The sequence below is a fragment of the Vibrio sp. JZG120 genome (assembly GCF_053890955.1).
Genome location: NZ_JBSRRK010000005.1, coordinates 18911 through 39472, shown reverse-complemented (window position 1 = coordinate 39472; position 20562 = coordinate 18911). Strand labels below are relative to the sequence as shown.

Below are 20562 nucleotides of genomic sequence, written 5' to 3'. Positions count from 1 at the left end.
GGCATTGAGTTCAGGCAAGGTCATCCCAATCTATCTATGTACCAGATAAAATTTATAAGCTCTTGGAGAAAGTAATGGCGACTCATTTTGACTATATCTGTATCGGTGGCGGCAGTGGCGGCATCGCATCTGCAAACCGTGCGGCGATGTACGGCGCGAAAGTTGCGCTAATCGAAGCTCAAGATCTCGGTGGTACCTGTGTCAACGTAGGTTGTGTACCGAAGAAAGTGATGTGGCACGGCGCACAAATCGCAGAAGCAATGAACCTGTACGCAGAAGATTACGGTTTTGATGTCGACGTGAAAGGTTTCGACTGGAGCAAACTGGTTGAGAGCCGTCAGGCGTACATTGGTCGTATTCACCAATCTTACGATCGCGTTCTTGGCAACAACAAAGTAAACGTAATTAAAGGCTTTGCTAAGTTTGTTGACGAGAAAACCGTAGAAGTAAACGGTGAACATTATACTGCGGATCACATCCTAATCGCGGTTGGTGGTCGTCCTACTATTCCAAACATTCCAGGCGCTGAATACGGCATCGATTCAAACGGCTTCTTCGACCTAGCAGAGCAACCAAAACGCGTTGCGGTTGTCGGCGCTGGCTACATCGCAGTTGAAATTGCTGGCGTACTGCACGCACTAGGTACAGAAACGCACCTGTTCGTACGTAAAGAGTCACCACTGCGTAGCTTCGATCCAATGATCATCGATACGTTGGTTGAAGTAATGGAAGCAGAAGGCCCAACACTGCATACCCATTCTGTACCAAAAGAAGTGGTAAAAGAAGCCGATGGCAGCCTAACTCTGCACCTAGAAAACGGTGAGAGCCAAAACGTTGACCAACTGATTTGGGCAATCGGTCGTCACCCAGCAACTGACGCAATCAACCTAGCGTCAACTGGCGTTGCAACGAACGAAAAAGGCTACATTAAGGTAGACGAATACCAAGAAACCAACGTGAAAGGCATCTACTGTGTGGGTGACATCATGGAAGGCGGTATCGAGCTAACACCAGTAGCAGTGAAAGCGGGTCGTCAACTTTCTGAGCGTTTGTTCAACAATAAACCAAACGCGAAGATGGACTACGATTTGGTTCCAACTGTGGTATTTAGCCACCCACCAATCGGCACTATCGGTCTTACAACGCAAGAAGCGGAAGAGAAGTACGGCAAAGACAACATCAAAGTCTACACATCTGGCTTTACTGCGATGTACACCGCCGTTACTAAGCACCGTCAACCATGTAAGATGAAGCTTGTATGTGCGGGTGAAGAAGAAACGGTTGTTGGTCTACACGGCATCGGTTTCACGGTAGATGAAATGATCCAAGGCTTCGGCGTAGCAATGAAGATGGGCGCAACCAAAGCAGACTTCGACTCGGTTGTGGCTATCCACCCAACGGGCTCAGAAGAGTTCGTAACGATGCGTTAATTGCGCGCTAATCGCATTGCTGATTTCAGCGAATCATTTGAAAAGGTCACCTTAGGGTGACCTTTTTTTGTTAGCCCATGCTTAACTCGCATTCTCCAATAACGTGCGAATAAACTCGGCTTTGATAGCACTCTCCTGCTTACCGTCATGAATCAGACATAAGTCTGCACGCAGTGATTCTTTCAGCTTGATAAAACGAATCCCATGCCAATGATGCTGAGAAAACGTCGACGGCACCAACGTCACGGTATTGCTGTTTGCCACATACGCCATCAAGGTGCTTGGCTCCACCACTTGTTTGCCAATATGGGGTGAAAAGCCTTCTTGCAGACAGGCATTGATGATGAAGTTTGCCGAGGCAGAATTCGCCAAACTCATAAACGCAAACTCACACGCCCTTAAATCTTGGAGCTGCAGCAAAGATTTGCTGGCTAACTCATGTTGCTCCGACACCGCCACCACAAACACATCTTTGCCCAAAGATACCGACTGATACGGATAAATGTTGAGTGCATCGGCAAAACGCACAATGCCTACATCGATTTTCTTCTCGCTCAGATGTTTCTTTTGCGTCTCTGGGTTGAGGTCAAAAATGTCGGCGTGATAAGAGTCATGCTCAGCATGGAAGTGCTGTAACAGACGATCAAATCCGCCCCAAAATGCGCTACTTACCACACCAACTCGCAGGATATTTCTCTGGTTCAAACCCACTTGCTGCACTTGATTGAGTGAGACATCCAAGGTCTGAAAAATCAGTTGGCATTTGGACTCCAACAATCGTCCGGCCTCCGTCAGCATGACGTTTCTTGAATCACGCTCAAACAGTTTGACGTTAAGCACCTCTTCCAACTCTTTGATGCGATTGCTCAATGGCGAATTGGTGATATTGAGATTCTCGGCCGCCTTAGTGAAATGCTTGGTTTGTGCGACCTCGTAAAAGTAACGCAGCATCTTCAGCGTCACGCGATCAAATGGTTCTGACTTCATACATTGAGTCCTAGCGAATTTCATCATCCTCTTTTTAAGGATGATAGTAGCGAATAAAGCAAAGATAACCAGCGCAGAAAGTCACACAATGGAATCAACACAACCAGAAGGTGACTAACATGAATCACGATCCAGTAATCGGTGCGCTACAAACCATTCGCGAACGCAAACCAAACTTCCAACCTAAAGCGGCGTTTATTTTAGGCTCTGGCTTAGGCGTATTGGCAGACGAACTACAAGACAAAGTGGTCATTCCATACGAAGAGCTCGAAGGCTTTCCGGTTAGCACCGTGCAAGGCCACTCTGGTGAGTTGGTGCTTGGTACCATGGGCGGCGTAGACGTAGTGTGCATGAAAGGTCGCGGTCACTACTACGAACACGGTTCAATGAAGGTCATGACCACGCCCGTACGCACCTTTAAAAAGCTGGGCTGTGAGTTTTTACTCGTCACCAACGCGGCAGGCTCACTTCGCCCTGAACGCATTGATGTCGGTTCTCTGGTGGTATTTCATGATCACATTAATACCATGCCTGAATCGCCAATGATCGGTCCGAATGATGAAGAGTACGGCCCGAGGTTCTTCAGCCTCGCCAATGCGTACGACAAAGACCTACGCTCAGAAGCGTTTGAAGTCGGCAAAGCCAATGGTATTCAACTGAATGAAGGTGTGTTTGTCTCTTACACAGGCCCCAATTTTGAGACCGCAGCCGAAATCCGCATGATGCAAATCATCGGTGGTGATGTGGTGGGCATGTCGGTCGTGCCAGAAGTGATTTCTGCGGCGCATTGCGGCTTACCCGTATTGGCAGTGTGTGCGATCACCAACATGGCAGAAGGCTTGGGAGATGTAGAATTGTCTCACGCCCAAACATTGAAGTGCGCGAAGCTAGCCGAAGCAGATTTCATTCGCTTTATTAAGCGCTTTATGAAGCATCACTTCTAAAGCCGTTTCATTCCAAAAAGCAAAAGGGTCATCAAATAACTTGATGACCCTTTTCCGTATCACTTTTTCTAACGTTCGGGGTATTTCGGAGCCGTTTGTGCGTTTTACTTAACTGCGCGAACCAATTCAGCAATGCCTTCCCAATCGCCGTTGTCCATCATTGCGGTTGGCACCATCCAAGTACCGCCACAAGCCACAACCGATTTCAGCGCTAGGTAATCTTCCACGTTGGATGGGCTTACGCCACCTGTTGGCATGAATTCCACTGGGTAAACCGCCGTGAGTGCTTTCAGCATGCTTACGCCGCCTGATGGCTCAGCAGGGAAGAACTTCAACGTACGCAGACCCATCTCCATCGCTTGCTCAACCAAGCTTGGGTTGTTTACACCCGGTACGATAGTCACGCCACGTTGCTGACAGTATTTCACTGTGGTTGGGTTGAAGCCTGGGCTAACGATAAAGTCCACGCCCGCTTCGATTGCGATATCCACTTGTTCTGTGGTCAGAACGGTGCCCGCGCCAATCAACAGTTCTGGGTACGCTTCACGCATGATGCGAATCGACTCCGCCGCCGCTTCGGTGCGGAATGTCACTTCCGCACATGGTAAACCGTTTTCTACCAACACTTTTGCCAGTGGCAGAGCGTGTGCTACGTCGTTGATTGCGATAACTGGGACGATTTTGATTTCTCTTAATCGTTGTTCAAGTGTTGTCATGGGGAACCTCTAAAGAATAAAGCTTAATGTTGCGACGATAATAAACGCGATACCACCAAGTAACGTTTCCATTACCGTCCAAGTTTTTAATGTGGTTTTCTCATCCATCTCAAGGAGACGAGATACCAACCAGAAACCAGAGTCATTGAAGTGAGAAAGCACTGTTGCACCACCCGCAATCGCGATTACGATAAAGCAAAGGTCTAGTTCACTCAAACCTGTTGATGCTGCCACAACTGGCGCGATAAGAGCCGCCGTCGTGGTTAGCGCTACGGTTGCCGAGCCTTGAGCAACACGCAGACAGGTGGAAATCACAAACGCCGCCACAATCACAGGCATACCTGTGTCTGTAAGAACGTCAGCCAGTGCATCACCAATACCGCTTGAGCGCAGTACGCCACCGAACATGCCACCTGCGCCTGTTACTAGGATAACACCACAGATTGGAGCCAATGACTCACCACATAATTTTTCTAGTTTTGCCATGCCGTAGTCTTTGGCAAACACAGCCAGACAGACAATCAAAGTGATCAGCAACGCAACTGGGGTTTTACCTAGCATACGTAGGAACTCAACCAGTGCCGTTTTGCCATCAATCACACCCGCAACCGCCAGTGTGTTCAATACCGTATCCAAACAGATTAGCAGGACTGGCAGCACAAGGATGGTCATAACCGTGCCAAATTTTGGTGCGTTGCGCTCATCCACCATCGCTTCGCCATTAAAGAAGGCTTTAGATAGTGGGATATCGAATTTTTTGCCCGCGTACAAACCAAATAGGTAAGCGCCAAGGTACCAAGTTGGAATAGCAACCAAAATACCCACCACCAATAGCAGACCGATGTTTGCGCCAAGAAATTCTGCCGCTGCAACCGGACCTGGGTGTGGTGGAACAAACGCATGCATAACCGCAAAAGCACCGGCAGCAGGCAACGCGTATTTAATTGGTGAGCCACCAAAACGAGCCGCCACACTTAGGATGATTGGCATCATCACTACAAGGCCAGCATCGAAGAAGATTGGGAAGCCAAACAGTAATGAAGCGACGCCCAAAGCAAATGGTGCGCGCTCTTTACCAAAGCGACCAATCAAAGTGTCTGCCAGCACTTTCGCACCGCCAGTCACTTCAAGAATTTTACCGATCATCGCACCAAGACCAACCAGCAATGCCACGGAAGCCAGTGTGCCGCCGAAGCCGCCCATCATGGTCGATACGACTTTCTCAGAAGGAACGCCAGTGGCGATTGCTGTGCCTAAACTCACCATAGTAAGGGAAGCAAAAGCATGGACTTTCAGTTTAATGATTAGAACGAGTAACGCTGCAATGGCAAGGCCTGCAATCGTCAGTAGGAACGTAGGATCTGGGGCTTGGGTTAATTGCTCCATAGGTTCACCTTTAAGAATTATTGTTTGTGTTATGGTTCACATTTATTTCAGTTACCGGTAACATGTTACCGATAACATGAATAAGATAAACCCATATTTTAAAGTGAATTCAAAAATTGAGATCACGCGCAAATTTGGTTATGAGGATAAGTTATGGCTGGTAGTAGTGTCATCGTTATGGGCGTTTGTGCTAGTGGTAAAAGCACAATTGGTGAGCATCTAGCGAAAAAGCTAGGGCGTAAATTCATTGATGGTGATGATCTTCATCCACGAGCGAACATTCAGAAAATGGCATCGGGCCAGCCTCTGAACGATGATGATCGCAAGCCATGGCTAGAACGCATTCGTGATGCGGCGTACAGCCTAGAAAGCAAAAACGAGCACGGCATTATTGTCTGTTCAGCACTGAAAAAGATTTACCGCGATCAGATCCGCGAAGGCAACGACAATGTGACCTTCCTGTTCCTTGATGGCGATATGGAGTTGATCCTTAATCGCATGCGTATGCGCAAAGGCCACTTCATGAAAGAAAACATGGTGAAGAGCCAATTCGAGACGCTAGAGCGCCCAGACAACGAGCCTCAAACTCTGATCGTCAGTATCGACGGAGACATCAGCGATGTGGTGGAACGCTCTGCCGCTGAGCTAATCAAAATGCAAGCGATCGAGGTGGCGTAATGACTCACTCTGTTGTTCTTGAGGTCACACAACGTTTGACCGAGCGTAGCCGTGAAGCGCGCGCTGCGTTTCTTGCTCGCACCGAAGTGCAAGCCGAAGCGGGCAAAGGCCGCGTTGGTTTATCTTGTGGTAACTTAGCCCATGCAGTCGCCGCTTCTTGCTCTTCTGAAAAGAAAAATATTCTCGATTTTACTCATGCCAATGTCGCGCTGATCAGCGCCTACAACGACATGTTGAGCGCCCACCAGCCGTACCAAGACTACCCAGCGCAAATCAAACAAGTGCTGGCGGACTACGGCCATACAGCGCAAGTCGCAGGTTGTGTGCCAGCGATGTGCGATGGGGTGACTCAAGGTCAAGCAGGCATGGATATGTCGCTGTTTTCGCGTGACTTAATTGCGCAATCAACGGCGTTATCTTTGAGTCACAATGTCTTTGATGCCACATTACTGCTTGGTATCTGTGACAAAATCGCCCCGGGGCAACTGATGGGCGCACTGTCTTATGCGCACCTACCGACTGCGTTTGTACCAGCGGGTCTGATGGCAACAGGCATCAGCAACGAAGAGAAAGTCGACGTGCGCCAAAAATACGCAGCAGGTGAAGTCGGCAAAGACGCTCTGCTGGATATGGAGTGTCGCGCTTACCACTCTGCGGGGACGTGTACGTTTTACGGCACCGCCAATACCAACCAGTTGGTGTTCGAAGCCATGGGCTTGATGCTGCCAGGCTCGGCATTCATTCATCCCCACACCCAACTGCGTAAAGCGTTAACCGATCACGCCGCTCTGAAAATTGCCTCAATGACGGCGGGTTCTGCAAACTTCCGTCCATTGTCTGAAGTCGTCACCGAAAAGAGCCTGATCAACGGTATTATTGCGCTGTTGGCATCGGGTGGCAGCACCAATCACACCATTCATATGATCGCCGTGGCGCGTGCTGCGGGCATCTTGCTCACGTGGCAAGACATCAGCGATCTGTCGGATGTGGTTCCTTTGTTAGCTCGCGTTTACCCGAACGGCCCAGCCGATATGAACGCGTTCCAAGACGCAGGTGGCGTGCCAGCGTTATTGCACCGCTTGAACCAATCCGAGCTTTTGCATCACGATGTGAAACCTGTGTTTGGTAAATTTGAAGACCAAATGACGCTGCCGAGCCTTGTCGATGGACAACTGACTTGGACACCGTGCCAAGGCAGCCAAGACGGTGACGTGATCGCCAAACCGGACGCCACTTTCCAAAACACCGGCGGCACTCGCGTACTGACTGGCAACTTGGGCAAAGCCGTGGTGAAAGTGTCTGCGGTGAAAGAAGAGCAACGCGTGATTGTTGCACCTGCGATCGTATTCCAATGCCAACACGAAGTGGAAGCCGCGTACAAACGTGGTGAGCTGAACAAAGATTGCATCGTTGTAGTCACACACAACGGCCCAGCGGCAAACGGCATGCCTGAACTGCACAAACTGATGCCAATTTTAGGTAACGTGCAAAAAGCGGGCTTTAAAGTGGCGTTGGTTACTGACGGTCGTTTATCTGGCGCGTCAGGTAAAATTCCGTCTGCGATCCATGTTTCTCCAGAAGCCATTCGTGGCGGCGCGATTGGTTTGGTGCGCAACGGCGATTTGATTCGTCTGGATTGCCAAACGGGCGAATTGAACAACTTAAGTGACACCACTGGTCGCGATTTGATTCATTTCGACACCGAATCTACCCAACAAACATGGGGACGAGGCTTGTTTAGCGTGATCCGCCAAAACGTCTCTAGCGCAGAAGAAGGCGCAAGCTTCATTGTTTAAGGCGAGAAGAAAAACCTCGTCATTTCGACAAGCCTAAGCAAGATCAGGAATTTAATATCAACGTGCTGTGAAGCCAGAGAAAACACCTCTGCCACAGCACTTTTTTGTTGGTAGATTCTGAATCACGCTCGTCCCTCGCTGTTCAGAATGACGAGATGTGGGATTGGTCATTTTTCTTTTTCAATAAACGAATTAGTCCGTCATTCCGACGAGCCTAGGCGAGATCAGGAATCTACTATCAACGTGCTGTGAAGCCAGAGAAAACACCTCTGCCACAGCACTTTTTGTTGGTAGATTCTGAATCACGCTCGTCCCTCGCTGTTCAGAATGACGAGCTTTGGGGTTGGTCACTGTTCTTCTTAAAAATGAATGACTCCGTCATTTCGACGAGCCTAGGCGAGATCAGGAATCAACTATCAAAGTGCTGTAAAGCCAGAGAAAACACCCCACAGAACTTTGCTGTCGGTAGATTCTGAATCACGCTCGTCCCTCGCTGTTCCGAATGAAGATATCTGGGGCTCAGAGGATTGCATTAAGCGGTTTTCATCACCACGACCGCAGCAATCACCACAAAGATACCAAACCAGCCGATTGGCTTGAGTTTCTGTTTAAACAGCAAGGCTCCACCCACTGCGGTACCCAAGATACCGATCGCGCCCCAAGAGGCGTAAGCAATGGCTAAGTCGATCTCTTTAACCGCTTGTGCCAACAGCGTGAATGCTGTCAGTACCAACACAATCGCGGTAATGCCCCAGCCTTTGTATTTAAAGCCGTGAGAACGTGTGAGCGCCATGTTCGCCACGATATCGACCAAGGCAGCCATCACGACAAATCCAAATGACATCGTAAAAAATTGACTCATGATTCACACCTTACACTTGTAGAAAATGAACGTTCTTTTGCCAGTTTATCGGCGTTTTTCTTGGTGTTAGATTGACCGTGTGACTCCCCTAAAGTCACACAAACGATGCCGATGACAGCTAACATCAAACCAAGCAGCTCTTGGGTATTTAAGTCAGAATCAAACAACACGATCGAAACGACCGTGATCAATGAGATACCCAACCCTTCCCAAACAGCGTATGCCACGCCGATAGAAATCTTTTTCGCTGCAATCGAGAGGAAGTAGTACGACACCGCAATCAATACGTACATCACGATGTAGCCCAACCATCCATGACCTTGTCCGATAAAAGACATGGTGCTGGTGCCTGCTACTTCGGCAACGATGGCGAGCAATAAAAATAGACGTGCAACTAGCATGATGAATCCTCCATCAGAAATTAAAAAACTGCATAACGGAGAATGGTGAATGTCACGCATCTGTATCGACATTCAAAAAGTTAAAAAGATAAAAATGAGCCACTTCTCCTGACTATTTGAGCTAAGGTTAGCGCTGAGCAGGAAAAAGAGACAGGTAATTGAGATATTCATTTTTGAATATCTATAGGATCGAGTTGTCTATGTAATCACATATTTTCTTCATGGTTATTTTATGCAGAGAATCTCGGTGACGCGATACAATAATCCGTCATCACTGTGCGAAAATTAATGGCGTCTTCAGGGTTTGGCGTACCACTTTATGTAAGTGTCGGTGCAAAGGATGGTTGCGATTGGTTTGTAAGAAACCGCCAGAGACGACAAACTGGCTAAACTCACGGTTGACCAAAGGCATCGCGTAAGAGTCCAGCTCCGGCATCAATACTGCTGAGCTTTGACTGGCATACATAATCGCGTCGGTTTCTTGCAGCATTTGGCAAGCCACGCGCAAATTATAGGATTTCAATAACACCACAGGCTCATAGCCCATGCGGCGATATTCGGACTCCACGGTACAAAGTGGTTTATACGAAGCGGGCGCAGGCAGAGACACCAGAGGCAGTTTGGACACCGTGTCCCAATCATTACTGACTTTCGATAACGTCGGGTGGTTTTTACGTGCCAAAATCACCCGTTTTTCAACAAACAACGGACGCATATAAATGTCTTTCGACAGCTCGGTCTCTTGGTCAAGAATGCAGTAATCGTGCTCGCCCTCTAGCATTTCATCGTGCGAGTAACTGTTCCAACTGGAAAAGGCAAAGTGCGCTTTGGGAAAGGCTCGATGGCAGCCAGTTAGCAATCGCTGCCCTTGCTCATCCATCAAATAAGGGTCGGTCACAATCGCGATCTGCCCTTGGTATTGCAGTGGGTCGAACACTTCAAACTCTTGCACCACTTTTTCCAGTGGTGCAATCATGTTGTCGAACTCGGCGGCGAGACGTATTGCCATCGGTGACGGCTCAACCCCATGCGCTTTACGCACAAACAGCGGGTCATCAAACACTTGTTTGAGCTTCATCACGCCGCGACTGGCGCTCGGTTGAGAAATGCCCAGCTGCATTGCGGCCAGCTTGATGCTGCGGTTTTCCACCACTGCCTTTAATAAACGCATTAAGTTGAGATCCAATGCATCCAGCTGATGTGCCATACCCTAACCTGCCAATACCATTGATGAGCGAATACAGAGAGCGGTTAACTGCGAGTTAAACACTCTCTCCTGAGGTAATTTGATACCCCATATCAACCACTTTTTCTTCTTGCGCTTCACCTTTCAGACGCGCGATCAAAAGTTCTGCGCTCTTTTCACCGATTTTGAAACGCGGCGTATCGACGCTAGTCAGTTTCGGGCTGATGGTTTGACCGATATCCAGCGCGTTATAGCCCACAACCGCCAGCTGCTGCGGAACTTGAATGCCACGTTGTTGTGCGCTCAGCATAGTACCAATTGCGATGTCATCGTTGGTACAGAATACCCCGTCGAGCGTTGGGTGAGTTTCTAGCGCGCGTTCAAGCAAATCATGCGCTAAAGAGAAGCTAGAGTGATCACCCGTTAATACGTGCTTAGGTTCTAGCCCTGCTTCCGTCATCGCGCGATCATAGCCTTGCATACGCAGCTTGGTTCGCGTATCCAAACGCGCCCCAAAATAAACGATTGTGCGCTTACCTGAATCTAGCATCTGCTTAACCGCCGTGTACGAGGCATCTTCATGATCGAGCCCGACCGCCATATCAATCGGCTTTGGTGGTAGTTCCATGGTTTCCACTACAGGGATCCCTGCATTTTTTATCATTTGCAATGTACGCGGCGTGTGATGGCTTTCAGTTAGAATAAGTCCATCGACCTGATAAGAGAGTAATGACGCGATCTTGCGTTCTTCTTCAAGCTCATCGTAGCTAAAATGCGCTAAAAGCGTCTCATAGCCATTGGCTTTGGTTACCATCTCGATGCCCTGAACAAAGGAAGCAAAAATTTGGTTGGATAATGAGGGCAGTAAAATACCAATGGCTTTACTGGACGACTTTGACAGCATAGCGGGGGCGCGGTTTTCGATGTATCCCATCTCTTCAATCGCAGTCGCAATCTTGGCCCGAGTCTTTTCTGCCACCGATTCAGGGTTACGCATATAACGTGAAACCGTCATCTTCGTGACGCCAACTTGGTCTGCGACATCCTGCAATGTCGTGCGAGTTTTCTTATTCTGTTGAGCCATAAATATGTGATTTATCAGTAATGTTACAAGTAACATTATGACGAATAGACTCTCTGCCGACAAGCTCAGTGAAAATAATTCGCAAAATCATGACGTTATTATTGTATTAGCCACCAAATTGCGTTTCATACATTGTGAGTCAAAGCCGAATAAATAAATGACATTTATATCAAAGTTCTTATAAAATGCCGTACCTAAAAGAATAAGACATTAGGCACAGTGCAGTTAGGCTCTAGCGAAACCCAGATTTACTATCACTTGCTTGATCTGGACGACTCCCAAAAGCAGCAATACCTCCAAGCATTGCAACAAAGTCAACCTGAGCTGTATCAACAACTCGTTCCTCTTTTAGCCCACGAGACACCTGAAGAACAACTAACGCAGTTACTTTACTTTGGTGCTCACCAGGCTACGAACCGAGACGTCGATCTAAGCGGAGAAGTCATCAGTAAGTATCGCCTAACTCATGAGTTGGGTCGCGGTGGCATGGGTGTCGTTTACGCCGCCCTACGTGCAGATGAAACGTTCGAACAAGATCTGGCCATCAAGTTTATTCAAAGCAATTTGAGTAATGTGTTAGGGCAACGCGCACTCTTCGATGAGGCACAACTGCTCGCGCGTCTAAACCATCCATACATAGCGAAAGTGTTTGATGGCGGCCTTCATCAAGATTCAGTTTACATCGTGATGGAGCGGGTATTTGGTCAAACCTTAGATGAATACCTGTCAGAAAATAAGCTGGAAAAGACAGAAAAACTGCTGCTGTTTAAGCAGATTTGTCAGGCGATGGAGCACGCCCACCAGCATCATGTTTTGCATGCCGATCTAAAACCAGAAAATATACTGATCGATCGTAGCAAACGACCCAAACTGCTCGACTTCAACTTGACTCAAAAAGCGCACTCCACCCGAGAGGGCTCACCCTCGGCACTGATTGCGTTTAGCCAAAATTTTGCCAGCCCTGAGCAGCAGGCAGGACAAGTACTGACAGAGCAAAGCGATGTTTATTCATTGGGCAAAATCCTCGCTTTGATGTTTCCGTCACCAGCGGTTTGGTCTGATGTGTATTGGGTGACAAGACGGGCGACGCGTCCAGCCACCCAAGTGCGATACTCAGATGTACGAGCGCTACGCATTGATATCGAGCGAATTATCGAACGTCGCCCTATCGAGCAGAAAAAACACTGGCCCTTGTATAGCGCCTTTCGCTTGGTGCAACGGCGCCCTCTTGCTTCTGCATTGTCAGGCATCATCGTGCTCTCAGGTGTGCTATTTGGCAGCGCCATGATGCAAAAGAATATCCAACTGCAACAAGAGAAGAAGATTGCAGAAGATATGATGTACGAAATGACTCGTCTTATCTTCCACGCGAAGGGGCAAAATGTCGAGCACCTCTCAGTGAGCTCCATGATGGAGTTAACACGAAGGCGGATACTCTCTAATCCAGATATCCCCAAACATATAAAACAAAAAATGTTGTTGGCGATGATGACACCGGTGCCAAAGAAGCACCTAACTACTCCAATGAGTTGTCAGCCAAATTGTGCGTCTGAGGACAGCACCAACCAATAAGGCTTAAAACAAGATGTATACACGTTCAGTGGTATTTTGGCTGTCTGCATTGACGGCTACCTCCACGTTAGCAGCAGACACTTCTGCTGCCACTTCACACCCGCCCACTTCAACCTTGAAGCAAGGCTACTTTATCGATGCGCCAGTGACTGGCTTGTATTACAAAACCAGTTCCAATATCACTGGCGTCACTCAGCAAGGGGCATTTCACTACCAACCTGGTGATGTGATTAGTTTCTTCCTTGGCAACGATGATAAAGGTTATCTGCTGACAACCTTATCGAGCCAAGAAGTGCTTACACCGACAATGGCAACAACCAAACCCAGTCGCAGCATCAATATGACGCGCCTGCTGCTCTCTCTCGACAGTACGCCTGAGAATCGTAAGGAAATTGTCTTAGCCAACCGCGTGTTGTCTGATGCTCGCTTTCAAAACCAGCTCAAGGGCCTTGACCTCAATTATCTGGATGACGCCAAACGTCACCTCAATCTCGACTGGGTGTCTGTCGATGAGGCAATTGAGCACTTAAACGAAAGCCAGCTGTACATTGAGAAAAACTTTGCCTCAGATGAGATCATCTTCGAACCTCGCGGCATGACGTTCAAAAACATCGTGATCAAAAAGAAAGATTGGCAAGGCCGCGCTTGTGCTTACGATTTACGTTATCAACATCATCCTAAATATCGCCCTCCGTTTGGTGAAACTCGATTCACCATCACCAAAGATTCATTGATTGAGCACCCAAGCGTTGGCGACCATTTTCAAGGCTGTTTTCTCTCGATGAAGCGCCCTATCACGGAAGACATTGTCGAGCCGATAAGCAAATTTGCGGATTGGTTTAATATCGTCGGTTGCTCAATCACTGGATGCACCCGCAACGATTTGAATGGCTTCTCTCTTGAAGACTTTGATGATGAAGGCGACTGGAAATACCGCTCCGTTGCGCTCAACTTTGATCCAAGTACTGAGCTACTGATGGAAAAAGTACAAGGCCTTGGGCGTAAAAAAAACATCCACCACCACAATCGTACAGAAATGCTGTGGTTTACCTACCCCAACACGAACGAACACGACATCGACTACCTCGGGGTATGGCAGCAGACCCAATACCACCAGCAGTCCATGACACAATCGTGCCTATTGATGCGCCACCAACAAGTCATGCGACTGCCGCACAATGCAGACACCTGTCCAACCGACGCAAGCCTATACACCCAAGATGTCACCCAAGAGTATGCGGACATGTGGTGGGTCAACAATGACGAACCCAAAGCCGAGCTTGCGCAAATGAATGTCATGGTACGTTGGTCAACGACCCCTGCCGAAATCAATTACACCACTTGGGAATATCTGCCCGCTGGCGCAACTTGGGAACAAGGCATTTTATATCGCTATCAACAAGATGTTCTCCGCAACCGAGACGGCTCTGATCGCATTGAAACCCACACCATTTCTGAATTTGTCAAAGTGAGCGAGGATGTATAACCATGGCAACAGCAGTAGCACTGACACAAATCATTCAACAATGGCAATCTGGTGATAAACAAGCTGAGAGTGAGCTTTACCAATTTGCGTATTTGCAGTTACGTAAGATCGCCCAACACGAGCGTGAACGAAACGCGGAAAAGTACGGCACCGACAACAAAGTATTGGCTGATAGCGTCAACAGCACCACGGCATTAATTCATGATGCTTACCTAAAGATGTCCAACTGCGACATGAGTGAAATTGAAACAAAACGTGATTTCTTTTTGATGGCCGCCAAAGTGATGCGTCAAATCTTGATCGATAACGCACGCTCGCACCAAGCACAAAAGCGTCAACACATCACATTGATGAGAGATGAAGAAGATCGTTTCGAGCAATTGATTATCATGGATAAAGCGCTGGATAACTTCAGTAGCCGTTACCCACGCCAATCAAGTGCACTCAAACTCAAGTATTTAATGGGAATGAAAAACCAAGAAATCAGTGAACTGCTCGAGTGCAGCGCAAGCTTAATAGAGAAAGACCTAAAATTCTCTCGCAGCTGGTTGCAATCACGAATGGCGCACGCGTAATGAGAAGCAAAAAGTTTTGGATAATCGGCGCAATCTGCGTTGGTTTGCTCGGCGTATACTGCATGTCAGACGAATCCAGCTTGGCATCCGCGGCGGACTCATCAGACAGCACAAGCCAATCAACCACGCGAACACATCGTCAATATGAGCGCACATCTTTAGTTGAAGTAAAGCAAGCGTTGACAGGTTCTGCGTTGGAGAACGCCCACACAAAAGACGGTGATGACGCCTTCAATTCTGCCATTTTAGGACAACCAGGGCCAGTTACGAACCCATTTCATACTACAGAAGACGGCTCTTTTTACGACTCGTCTGTGGGTTATGAAGACAGCCGCTCAAAAGAGGACCCATCAGAGAACAATAAACCCATCATCAACCTCACGGTGGAACAACAGCTACAAACCATTATTTATGCTTGGGAGCTCAACCAAAACTCTCCGATTAGCTATTCGCTCAATCTTAACCAACTGTTTGAAGACCCGGATGGCGATCTCCTCACCACTCGGATTTGGCTCGAAAACGCCAATGGATTAAGGGTGCTAAACCAAGGACAAATGATGGTACTAGGTGCACCAGAGAACATTAAAACCACCACATACCTGGCGGTAGCGGCGCGTGATGATTACCACGGCGACAGCGACCATGCGTGGGTCACAACACGTTTTGAGTTGCCTGTTGTCACTCCAGGTCACAATGACACGGAACACCCGTTAATTGGCGACATTGTCTATCGCTTGGAGACGACGCAAAATCTTGGCGGTACCGCGTACGCGTATGAAGTGGTGTATTGCGAAGCGTTTCAGTTTGAGGATGACGAGGTACGTTATGCCGCCTCAAACAACAAACACCAGTGTCCTGAAAAGGGAGACTTAAAAAAGGTGGGTGAGTACAAAATCAGTGATGACTCGTTGATTGTTTATGTCCACGGCGTACGCCAAATTTGGACCACCAAAAAGGTATACGCATCTCAGGTTCATAAAGAGACTCTGAACTATTTCACCACCGTATTTGATGGCAAACAATTCGAAAGCTACACCATGCAAAAAAACAAGCAATCGATGGAAAAGCGCATCAACGCACCGACAGGGCGATATTTACGCCAGATATCCTTTTTTGACTATTTGTTACCTCTCCCAAGCGGGGGGTATCTGGTTGCTGAAGCTGGCAATTATATTTATCACTATGGTACTAAAGTCGTGGGTCCGCATGGTGAAAGTCTCGAATCCGATCTCAATTTACGAACTTATGGTCCTAACCTGTATTGTAGCGATGTCGCCATTTGGTATCACAGCCATGTCATTGCTGGTCAAGGAGACTATCAAATAGACATCATATCAGACCCTAACCCAGACGATCCGACTTACCAAATTGATTGCCACGAGTTCATCAGCGCCCCCGCTACTGGACAACAATCGTTATCGTTTGATCTTAACTATTTCCCTTACGATGAACTACTTGATGGCGAGGTGTATAGCTACATTTTACGTCCGAAACCTGAGCTAGCTGATCGCGTTGAGGAATTTAAGATCAACATGATTTATCACGCCCCTGTCCTTAGCGACACCCAATAAACCTTTCTTTACAGGTGGTTATTTTGACAAAACAATCATCCCCAAAATAAAACTGGAACCGTGATCAAATTATCAATTTTCCATCATAGACAAAAAATAGAAATAAATTTTACGGGTTTTGTGCGGTTTTTCGTGTCTTGAACCTAGGCTCAATAGTCATTAAAAAGACACCACTCTCTTCAATCTCACTAGTGAGATTGAAAGATAAAAACAATAAAAAAGCGACTTTCTCATTCGGAAACGAAACAAGGACAAATGAATAATGAATAAGGTGAGTTTATTAGCAGCGTCAGTGGCTATCGCTCTTACTGGCTGTGGCGGTTCAGATGGTGGCTCAAACAGTGCTAACAACGGTGTTGTGATCACAGGCTTTGACGGCTACTTCAAACATGCAGTTGTTTTTGAAGATACGAACAACAACGGCCAATGGGACACTCAAGAAACATTCCTTGGTCTGACCGATGAGAAAGGTCAGCTTAAATTGGATGCAAAACCAGAAAACACTCTAGCACTGCAGACCATTACACCAAACGGTGCAAAGCAGAAACAGCTTATCGCTTTGGATGCTAAAGAGTACGCTGGCAAATACACGGTTGATATGGATCATCCAGGCCAAGCCATGGCCCACGAAATCGTGTTCCGTGCACCAACATCGTCAAACGTGATTTCACCTATCACAGACCTTGTTGCGATTGAAATGGCAAAAGATCCATCCATTAGTGAAGAAGACGCAAAAGCCAAGGTAAACCAAGCGCTAGGAGGCTCAGAAGAAGCACCAATTGATCTGTACAGTGATTTTGTTGAAGGTGCGACAAAAAACGCCGAACTACATAAAACCGCTCAGATTCTGACCGACTCAAAAGCGCAAAACCCAGCTAACTACGAGAAAAAGGCCACTGAATTTGCTCAAGCGGCAAACCAAGAAGTCGATCGTCTTATCGCATCCGGCGAAAACATCAATGATGCAAGCCTACGCCCAATCATCACTGACGCGACCCCAAATAGCGACAACTTAGCACCTGAAACGGCAATCAATAACAAGCTAACCGTAAACGAAACCGTCGAAGAGGCTGCTAAAGATAAGCTTGGCAAATTACCAAAAATCGTACAAGGCGCAGGCTTTGATGGCGTTGAACTAAACATCGAAGGTCTTTTCACAGACAAAGACCAAAACCTTGTGACAACCAAACTGACGCACAACTTAGCAGGCACAGGCATTGAAGTTGCGCAAACTGGCAACCTGATTGTTCTATATCCGACTGCTATCGTAGAAAAAGCTGGTGATTTTGAGATCGTCCTAACGGCGCAAGACATTGATTCTTCAGGTAAGGTTTTGGGTACGGTAAGCACCGTATTTAAGTTCGAAATCGAATCGGCAAACTTACCACCAATGGTTGTAGAAACAGAACAAGCGCATCTACAGTCCATCGTTGATGGTTGGTACCTACAACAAGGTGAAGTATTTGAACAAACGCTCGATATTTCTAGCTTGTTCCAAGATAAAGACGGTCATATCACCGACTACTCAGCGGACTATGTGGACATTGAAGGTCTAACAGTATCTGAGGATGGTAATGCGATTATCACCATTAAAGGCACACCGACAAAAGCGAGCGAAGCTGGTGCAGCACTTGCGATTAGCGCAACAGATGGCCATACCGCGGTACAGATTGCGCTCAGCATGCCAACGGTTATCGAAGGCGTAACGCCACCACCAGTAGTGCCGACTTTGGGCTTCACTCAAGAGCACTTCAACGGCCAAGAGTGGAAAATGGGTAGCTTTGCACAAAAAGACGGTGAAATTGGCTACGCCATGCTGATGCAAGACTCTGAAGGCCTACTATTCTGCTGGGGCTCAAACCATGATGAGATGAATCAAGAGTACAAAGCGAGCATCAGCGACTTCCTAGAAAACACATGGGAACACGATGCCTACGCTATTCTTTCCGATTTGGACCAACAAACTGGTTACGCGGAATACCACAATAAAGGCTGTAAAGACGTCGAGCTGAAAGACGGCAAGCTATACAACAGCTACGGCGAAGAGTATGAAATGCTGTACCAGCACACAACCGAGCATAACGGCACTCAGATGATCGTTAAAATCTCAGATGATGAGCTGTTCTGGATGGATTCAAGCAATACACCATTTGCAGAATCACTTTCGGTTGCAGAACACATCAAACACGGCACGGTAGAGCATGACTTGATGGTAGAAAGTAAAGGCTCGGGCGACGACAAAGTCCTGAAATACTCGTCAGGTACGTACGAGTACGACGCTGATACTTACAACTACACGTCGTTCATGCCAACAGGATTCCAAACTCCAGGTAATTGGGAAATCCAGAGTGATGAAGGCCGTGAGCTGCTGATTCTAAAAGAAACAGGCTCAGAGTCAGATTACAAAACTCGTCATCGTTACATCAACCGTGATTTTGGTGACTTCTACATCGGTATTCGTTGGAGTAAAGAGCAAAACGGTCATGAATCCGCGCCGGAATATGGTCTGTACTCTCACAACAAAGAAGCCATGACGAGCATCGCGAGTTCGCTCCCGATTTTGGAGCCTGGCGATGATGACTAAAGCAACCATCGTTAACCCTTGCTGTGATAGCGTGCATTTGCGTAGAAGACGCAGAACGCTTTGGGAACGCTTGGTCGGCATCAAAGAAGTGTATATCTGCTCTAACTGTCACAAAGAAACGCCACTCAAATAGCGATAATATTTGAGACCGCAAAAAAGCCCCGAACTCGGGGCTTTCTTCTATCTTTTTGACCGCAATATTTGAGTCGTTATTTCACGCACACTACGTTCAATAATGAGGTTCCGGTGAGCTGGTTTGGCTCACGATCTGCGAACAAACCTTTCTTATCTTTGCCCCAATACGGCAGTTGCAGTGGCCATTGATTTTTTTCCATCACACCAGACGCCCTCAACACTTTGAATTCTGCAGGGCTGGCTAAGCTCATACCCAGTTGCTGACATACTTTTTGCGAGTTTTCGTAGTTGAGACGATTCCACGGTTTGCCGTATTCCATGTAAAACTGATTGTGGTGGTCGAGTAAGTACGGCACCACGTACGTTTTGCCTTGTAAGGAGGTTCTCAACCGAACTTCAATGTCATCATTCCCGCTCACAACTGGCTTCGCTTTGGTCTTAGCAACAGGCTTGGACGAAGAATTATCACGTGTATTTTTTACCTTGGTCTTTGACTTCTCTGCCGGCGCTGTAAAGGCGTCGGTATCAGCTCGCACGGCAGGAACTGGCGCGGATTTCGGGGTCACCGTCGGTGTTGGCTTAACCGAAGATGCGGCTGATTTCGACGGCACAGCGGGTTTAGATGGTGTCGTAGACTGTTTATTCTCTTTTCCAACCACGCGGATGAACGCCTCTTTGTAATTCGACAAGGTTTTGACTCCTCGCAAATCCCCTCTCGCATCAGACAGATCTTTGTAAGGCCCAATCAAACAGCGATAACCTTTGGACTCCGGCTTCATCCACACGTCAGTCGTAATCTTGCTGTAAAGCGGCTTTGCTTTCGCGAGTGACATTGGCTTTGGTAGTAATCCGCATTGAATCCAGTAGAGGTAGTTGCCTCCTTGCGGCACTTTCTTTCCCCATACTCCGTTACCAATTGGGCACGTTTTCTCAAGCATCGGCAGTTCTTTCTCGCTGGCTTGAGTAGCTTGGCAAAGGAACTCCTCCGCCGATACTGGGCTAGAAAACTGGGCGCATACCAGCAACAAGCCGAAAGCTAGGCTTGCTTGGAAGATACGAGATGGGTGTTGTGCCTTCTTCATTTCCATACACTTCACTCTAAATTAGTGGGTAAGGTCATTATGGCGGCAAAGCGCCAAAAAAATGTGAACAAAGAATAACTAGCAAAA

At 47.6% G+C, this 20562-nt stretch carries 18 protein-coding genes; 10 read left to right on the top strand and 8 right to left on the bottom strand.

Features of this window, described 5'->3' with window-relative positions:
• Positions 1–74 precede the first annotated feature (74 nt).
• The gene (gorA, locus tag ACWPOD_RS11660; RefSeq protein WP_005478739.1) at positions 75–1430 is read left to right on the top strand and encodes a glutathione-disulfide reductase; all 1356 of its coding nucleotides are present in this window, start codon (positions 75–77) and stop codon (positions 1428–1430) included.
• Between the two features lie 81 nt (positions 1431–1511).
• On the opposite strand, the gene ACWPOD_RS11655 is transcribed toward gorA, so the two are convergent.
• Positions 1512–2417, bottom strand: a complete 906-nt coding sequence (locus ACWPOD_RS11655; protein ID WP_395211516.1) for a LysR family transcriptional regulator — start codon at positions 2415–2417, stop codon at positions 1512–1514.
• Between the two features lie 119 nt (positions 2418–2536).
• Here ACWPOD_RS11655 and xapA point away from each other — a divergent pair, with 119 nt between their 5' ends.
• Positions 2537–3361: a xanthosine phosphorylase gene (gene xapA / locus ACWPOD_RS11650; RefSeq protein ID WP_395211515.1), complete on the top strand. Its 825-nt coding sequence runs from the start codon at positions 2537–2539 to the stop codon at positions 3359–3361.
• Between the two features lie 104 nt (positions 3362–3465).
• Here the strand turns inward: xapA and ACWPOD_RS11645 are convergent, their stop codons facing one another.
• Positions 3466–4077, bottom strand: coding sequence for a bifunctional 4-hydroxy-2-oxoglutarate aldolase/2-dehydro-3-deoxy-phosphogluconate aldolase (locus ACWPOD_RS11645; protein WP_005379148.1), 612 nt, complete (start codon positions 4075–4077; stop codon positions 3466–3468).
• Positions 4078–4086: 9 nt separating this feature from the next.
• Positions 4087–5463 (bottom strand): GntP family permease, encoded by a 1377-nt coding sequence (locus ACWPOD_RS11640; RefSeq protein ID WP_012841240.1) that lies wholly within the window; start codon positions 5461–5463, stop codon positions 4087–4089.
• Positions 5464–5616: 153 nt separating this feature from the next.
• Here ACWPOD_RS11640 and ACWPOD_RS11635 point away from each other — a divergent pair, with 153 nt between their 5' ends.
• Both ACWPOD_RS11635 and edd read left to right on the top strand, forming a co-directional pair.
• Positions 5617–6141 (top strand): gluconokinase, encoded by a 525-nt coding sequence (locus ACWPOD_RS11635; RefSeq protein ID WP_005467756.1) that lies wholly within the window; start codon positions 5617–5619, stop codon positions 6139–6141.
• On the top strand, positions 6141–7937 hold the full coding sequence (edd, locus tag ACWPOD_RS11630; protein ID WP_395211514.1) for a phosphogluconate dehydratase: 1797 nt from the start codon (positions 6141–6143) through the stop codon (positions 7935–7937). Before ACWPOD_RS11635 ends, edd begins: the two co-directional genes overlap by 1 nt.
• 532 nt (positions 7938–8469) lie before the next feature.
• Here the strand turns inward: edd and ACWPOD_RS11625 are convergent.
• From ACWPOD_RS11625 to ACWPOD_RS11610, 4 genes are all read right to left on the bottom strand, one after another.
• A complete protein-coding gene (locus ACWPOD_RS11625) occupies positions 8470–8799 on the bottom strand; it encodes an SMR family transporter (RefSeq protein ID WP_005394379.1) in 330 nt (109 codons plus the stop codon).
• Positions 8796–9200, bottom strand: coding sequence for an SMR family transporter (locus ACWPOD_RS11620; protein ID WP_012841241.1), 405 nt, complete (start codon positions 9198–9200; stop codon positions 8796–8798). The genes ACWPOD_RS11625 and ACWPOD_RS11620 overlap by 4 nt, the downstream gene beginning before the upstream one ends.
• 271 nt (positions 9201–9471) lie before the next feature.
• On the bottom strand, positions 9472–10407 hold the full coding sequence (locus ACWPOD_RS11615) for a LysR family transcriptional regulator (RefSeq protein ID WP_048624586.1): 936 nt from the start codon (positions 10405–10407) through the stop codon (positions 9472–9474).
• A gap of 55 nt (positions 10408–10462) precedes the next feature.
• Entirely contained in the window at positions 10463–11470 is a 1008-nt protein-coding gene (locus ACWPOD_RS11610) for a LacI family DNA-binding transcriptional regulator (protein ID WP_005394370.1), read from the bottom strand.
• A gap of 219 nt (positions 11471–11689) precedes the next feature.
• Here ACWPOD_RS11610 and ACWPOD_RS11605 point away from each other — a divergent pair, with 219 nt between their 5' ends.
• The 6 genes from ACWPOD_RS11605 (at position 11690) to ACWPOD_RS11580 (ending at position 19391) form a co-directional block, all read left to right on the top strand.
• Positions 11690–13042 carry a serine/threonine-protein kinase gene (locus tag ACWPOD_RS11605; protein ID WP_237309198.1) on the top strand — a complete coding sequence of 451 codons (1353 nt, stop codon included), beginning with the start codon at positions 11690–11692 and terminating at the stop codon, positions 13040–13042.
• Between the two features lie 13 nt (positions 13043–13055).
• The gene (locus ACWPOD_RS11600) at positions 13056–14528 is read left to right on the top strand and encodes a chromosome partitioning protein ParA (protein ID WP_085343347.1); all 1473 of its coding nucleotides are present in this window, start codon (positions 13056–13058) and stop codon (positions 14526–14528) included.
• Between the two features lie 2 nt (positions 14529–14530).
• On the top strand, positions 14531–15103 hold the full coding sequence (locus ACWPOD_RS11595) for a sigma-70 family RNA polymerase sigma factor (protein ID WP_005394366.1): 573 nt from the start codon (positions 14531–14533) through the stop codon (positions 15101–15103).
• Positions 15103–16674 carry a hypothetical protein gene (locus tag ACWPOD_RS11590; protein ID WP_456231907.1) on the top strand — a complete coding sequence of 524 codons (1572 nt, stop codon included), beginning with the start codon at positions 15103–15105 and terminating at the stop codon, positions 16672–16674. The genes ACWPOD_RS11595 and ACWPOD_RS11590 overlap by 1 nt, the downstream gene beginning before the upstream one ends.
• 262 nt (positions 16675–16936) lie before the next feature.
• Entirely contained in the window at positions 16937–19258 is a 2322-nt protein-coding gene (locus ACWPOD_RS11585; protein ID WP_005394364.1) for a hypothetical protein, read from the top strand.
• Positions 19248–19391, top strand: a complete 144-nt coding sequence (locus ACWPOD_RS11580) for a hypothetical protein (RefSeq protein WP_012841245.1) — start codon at positions 19248–19250, stop codon at positions 19389–19391. Before ACWPOD_RS11585 ends, ACWPOD_RS11580 begins: the two co-directional genes overlap by 11 nt.
• A gap of 76 nt (positions 19392–19467) precedes the next feature.
• Here the strand turns inward: ACWPOD_RS11580 and ACWPOD_RS11575 are convergent, their stop codons facing one another.
• On the bottom strand, positions 19468–20481 hold the full coding sequence (locus tag ACWPOD_RS11575; RefSeq protein WP_085343344.1) for an SPOR domain-containing protein: 1014 nt from the start codon (positions 20479–20481) through the stop codon (positions 19468–19470).
• Between the last annotated feature and the right edge of the window lie 81 nt (positions 20482–20562).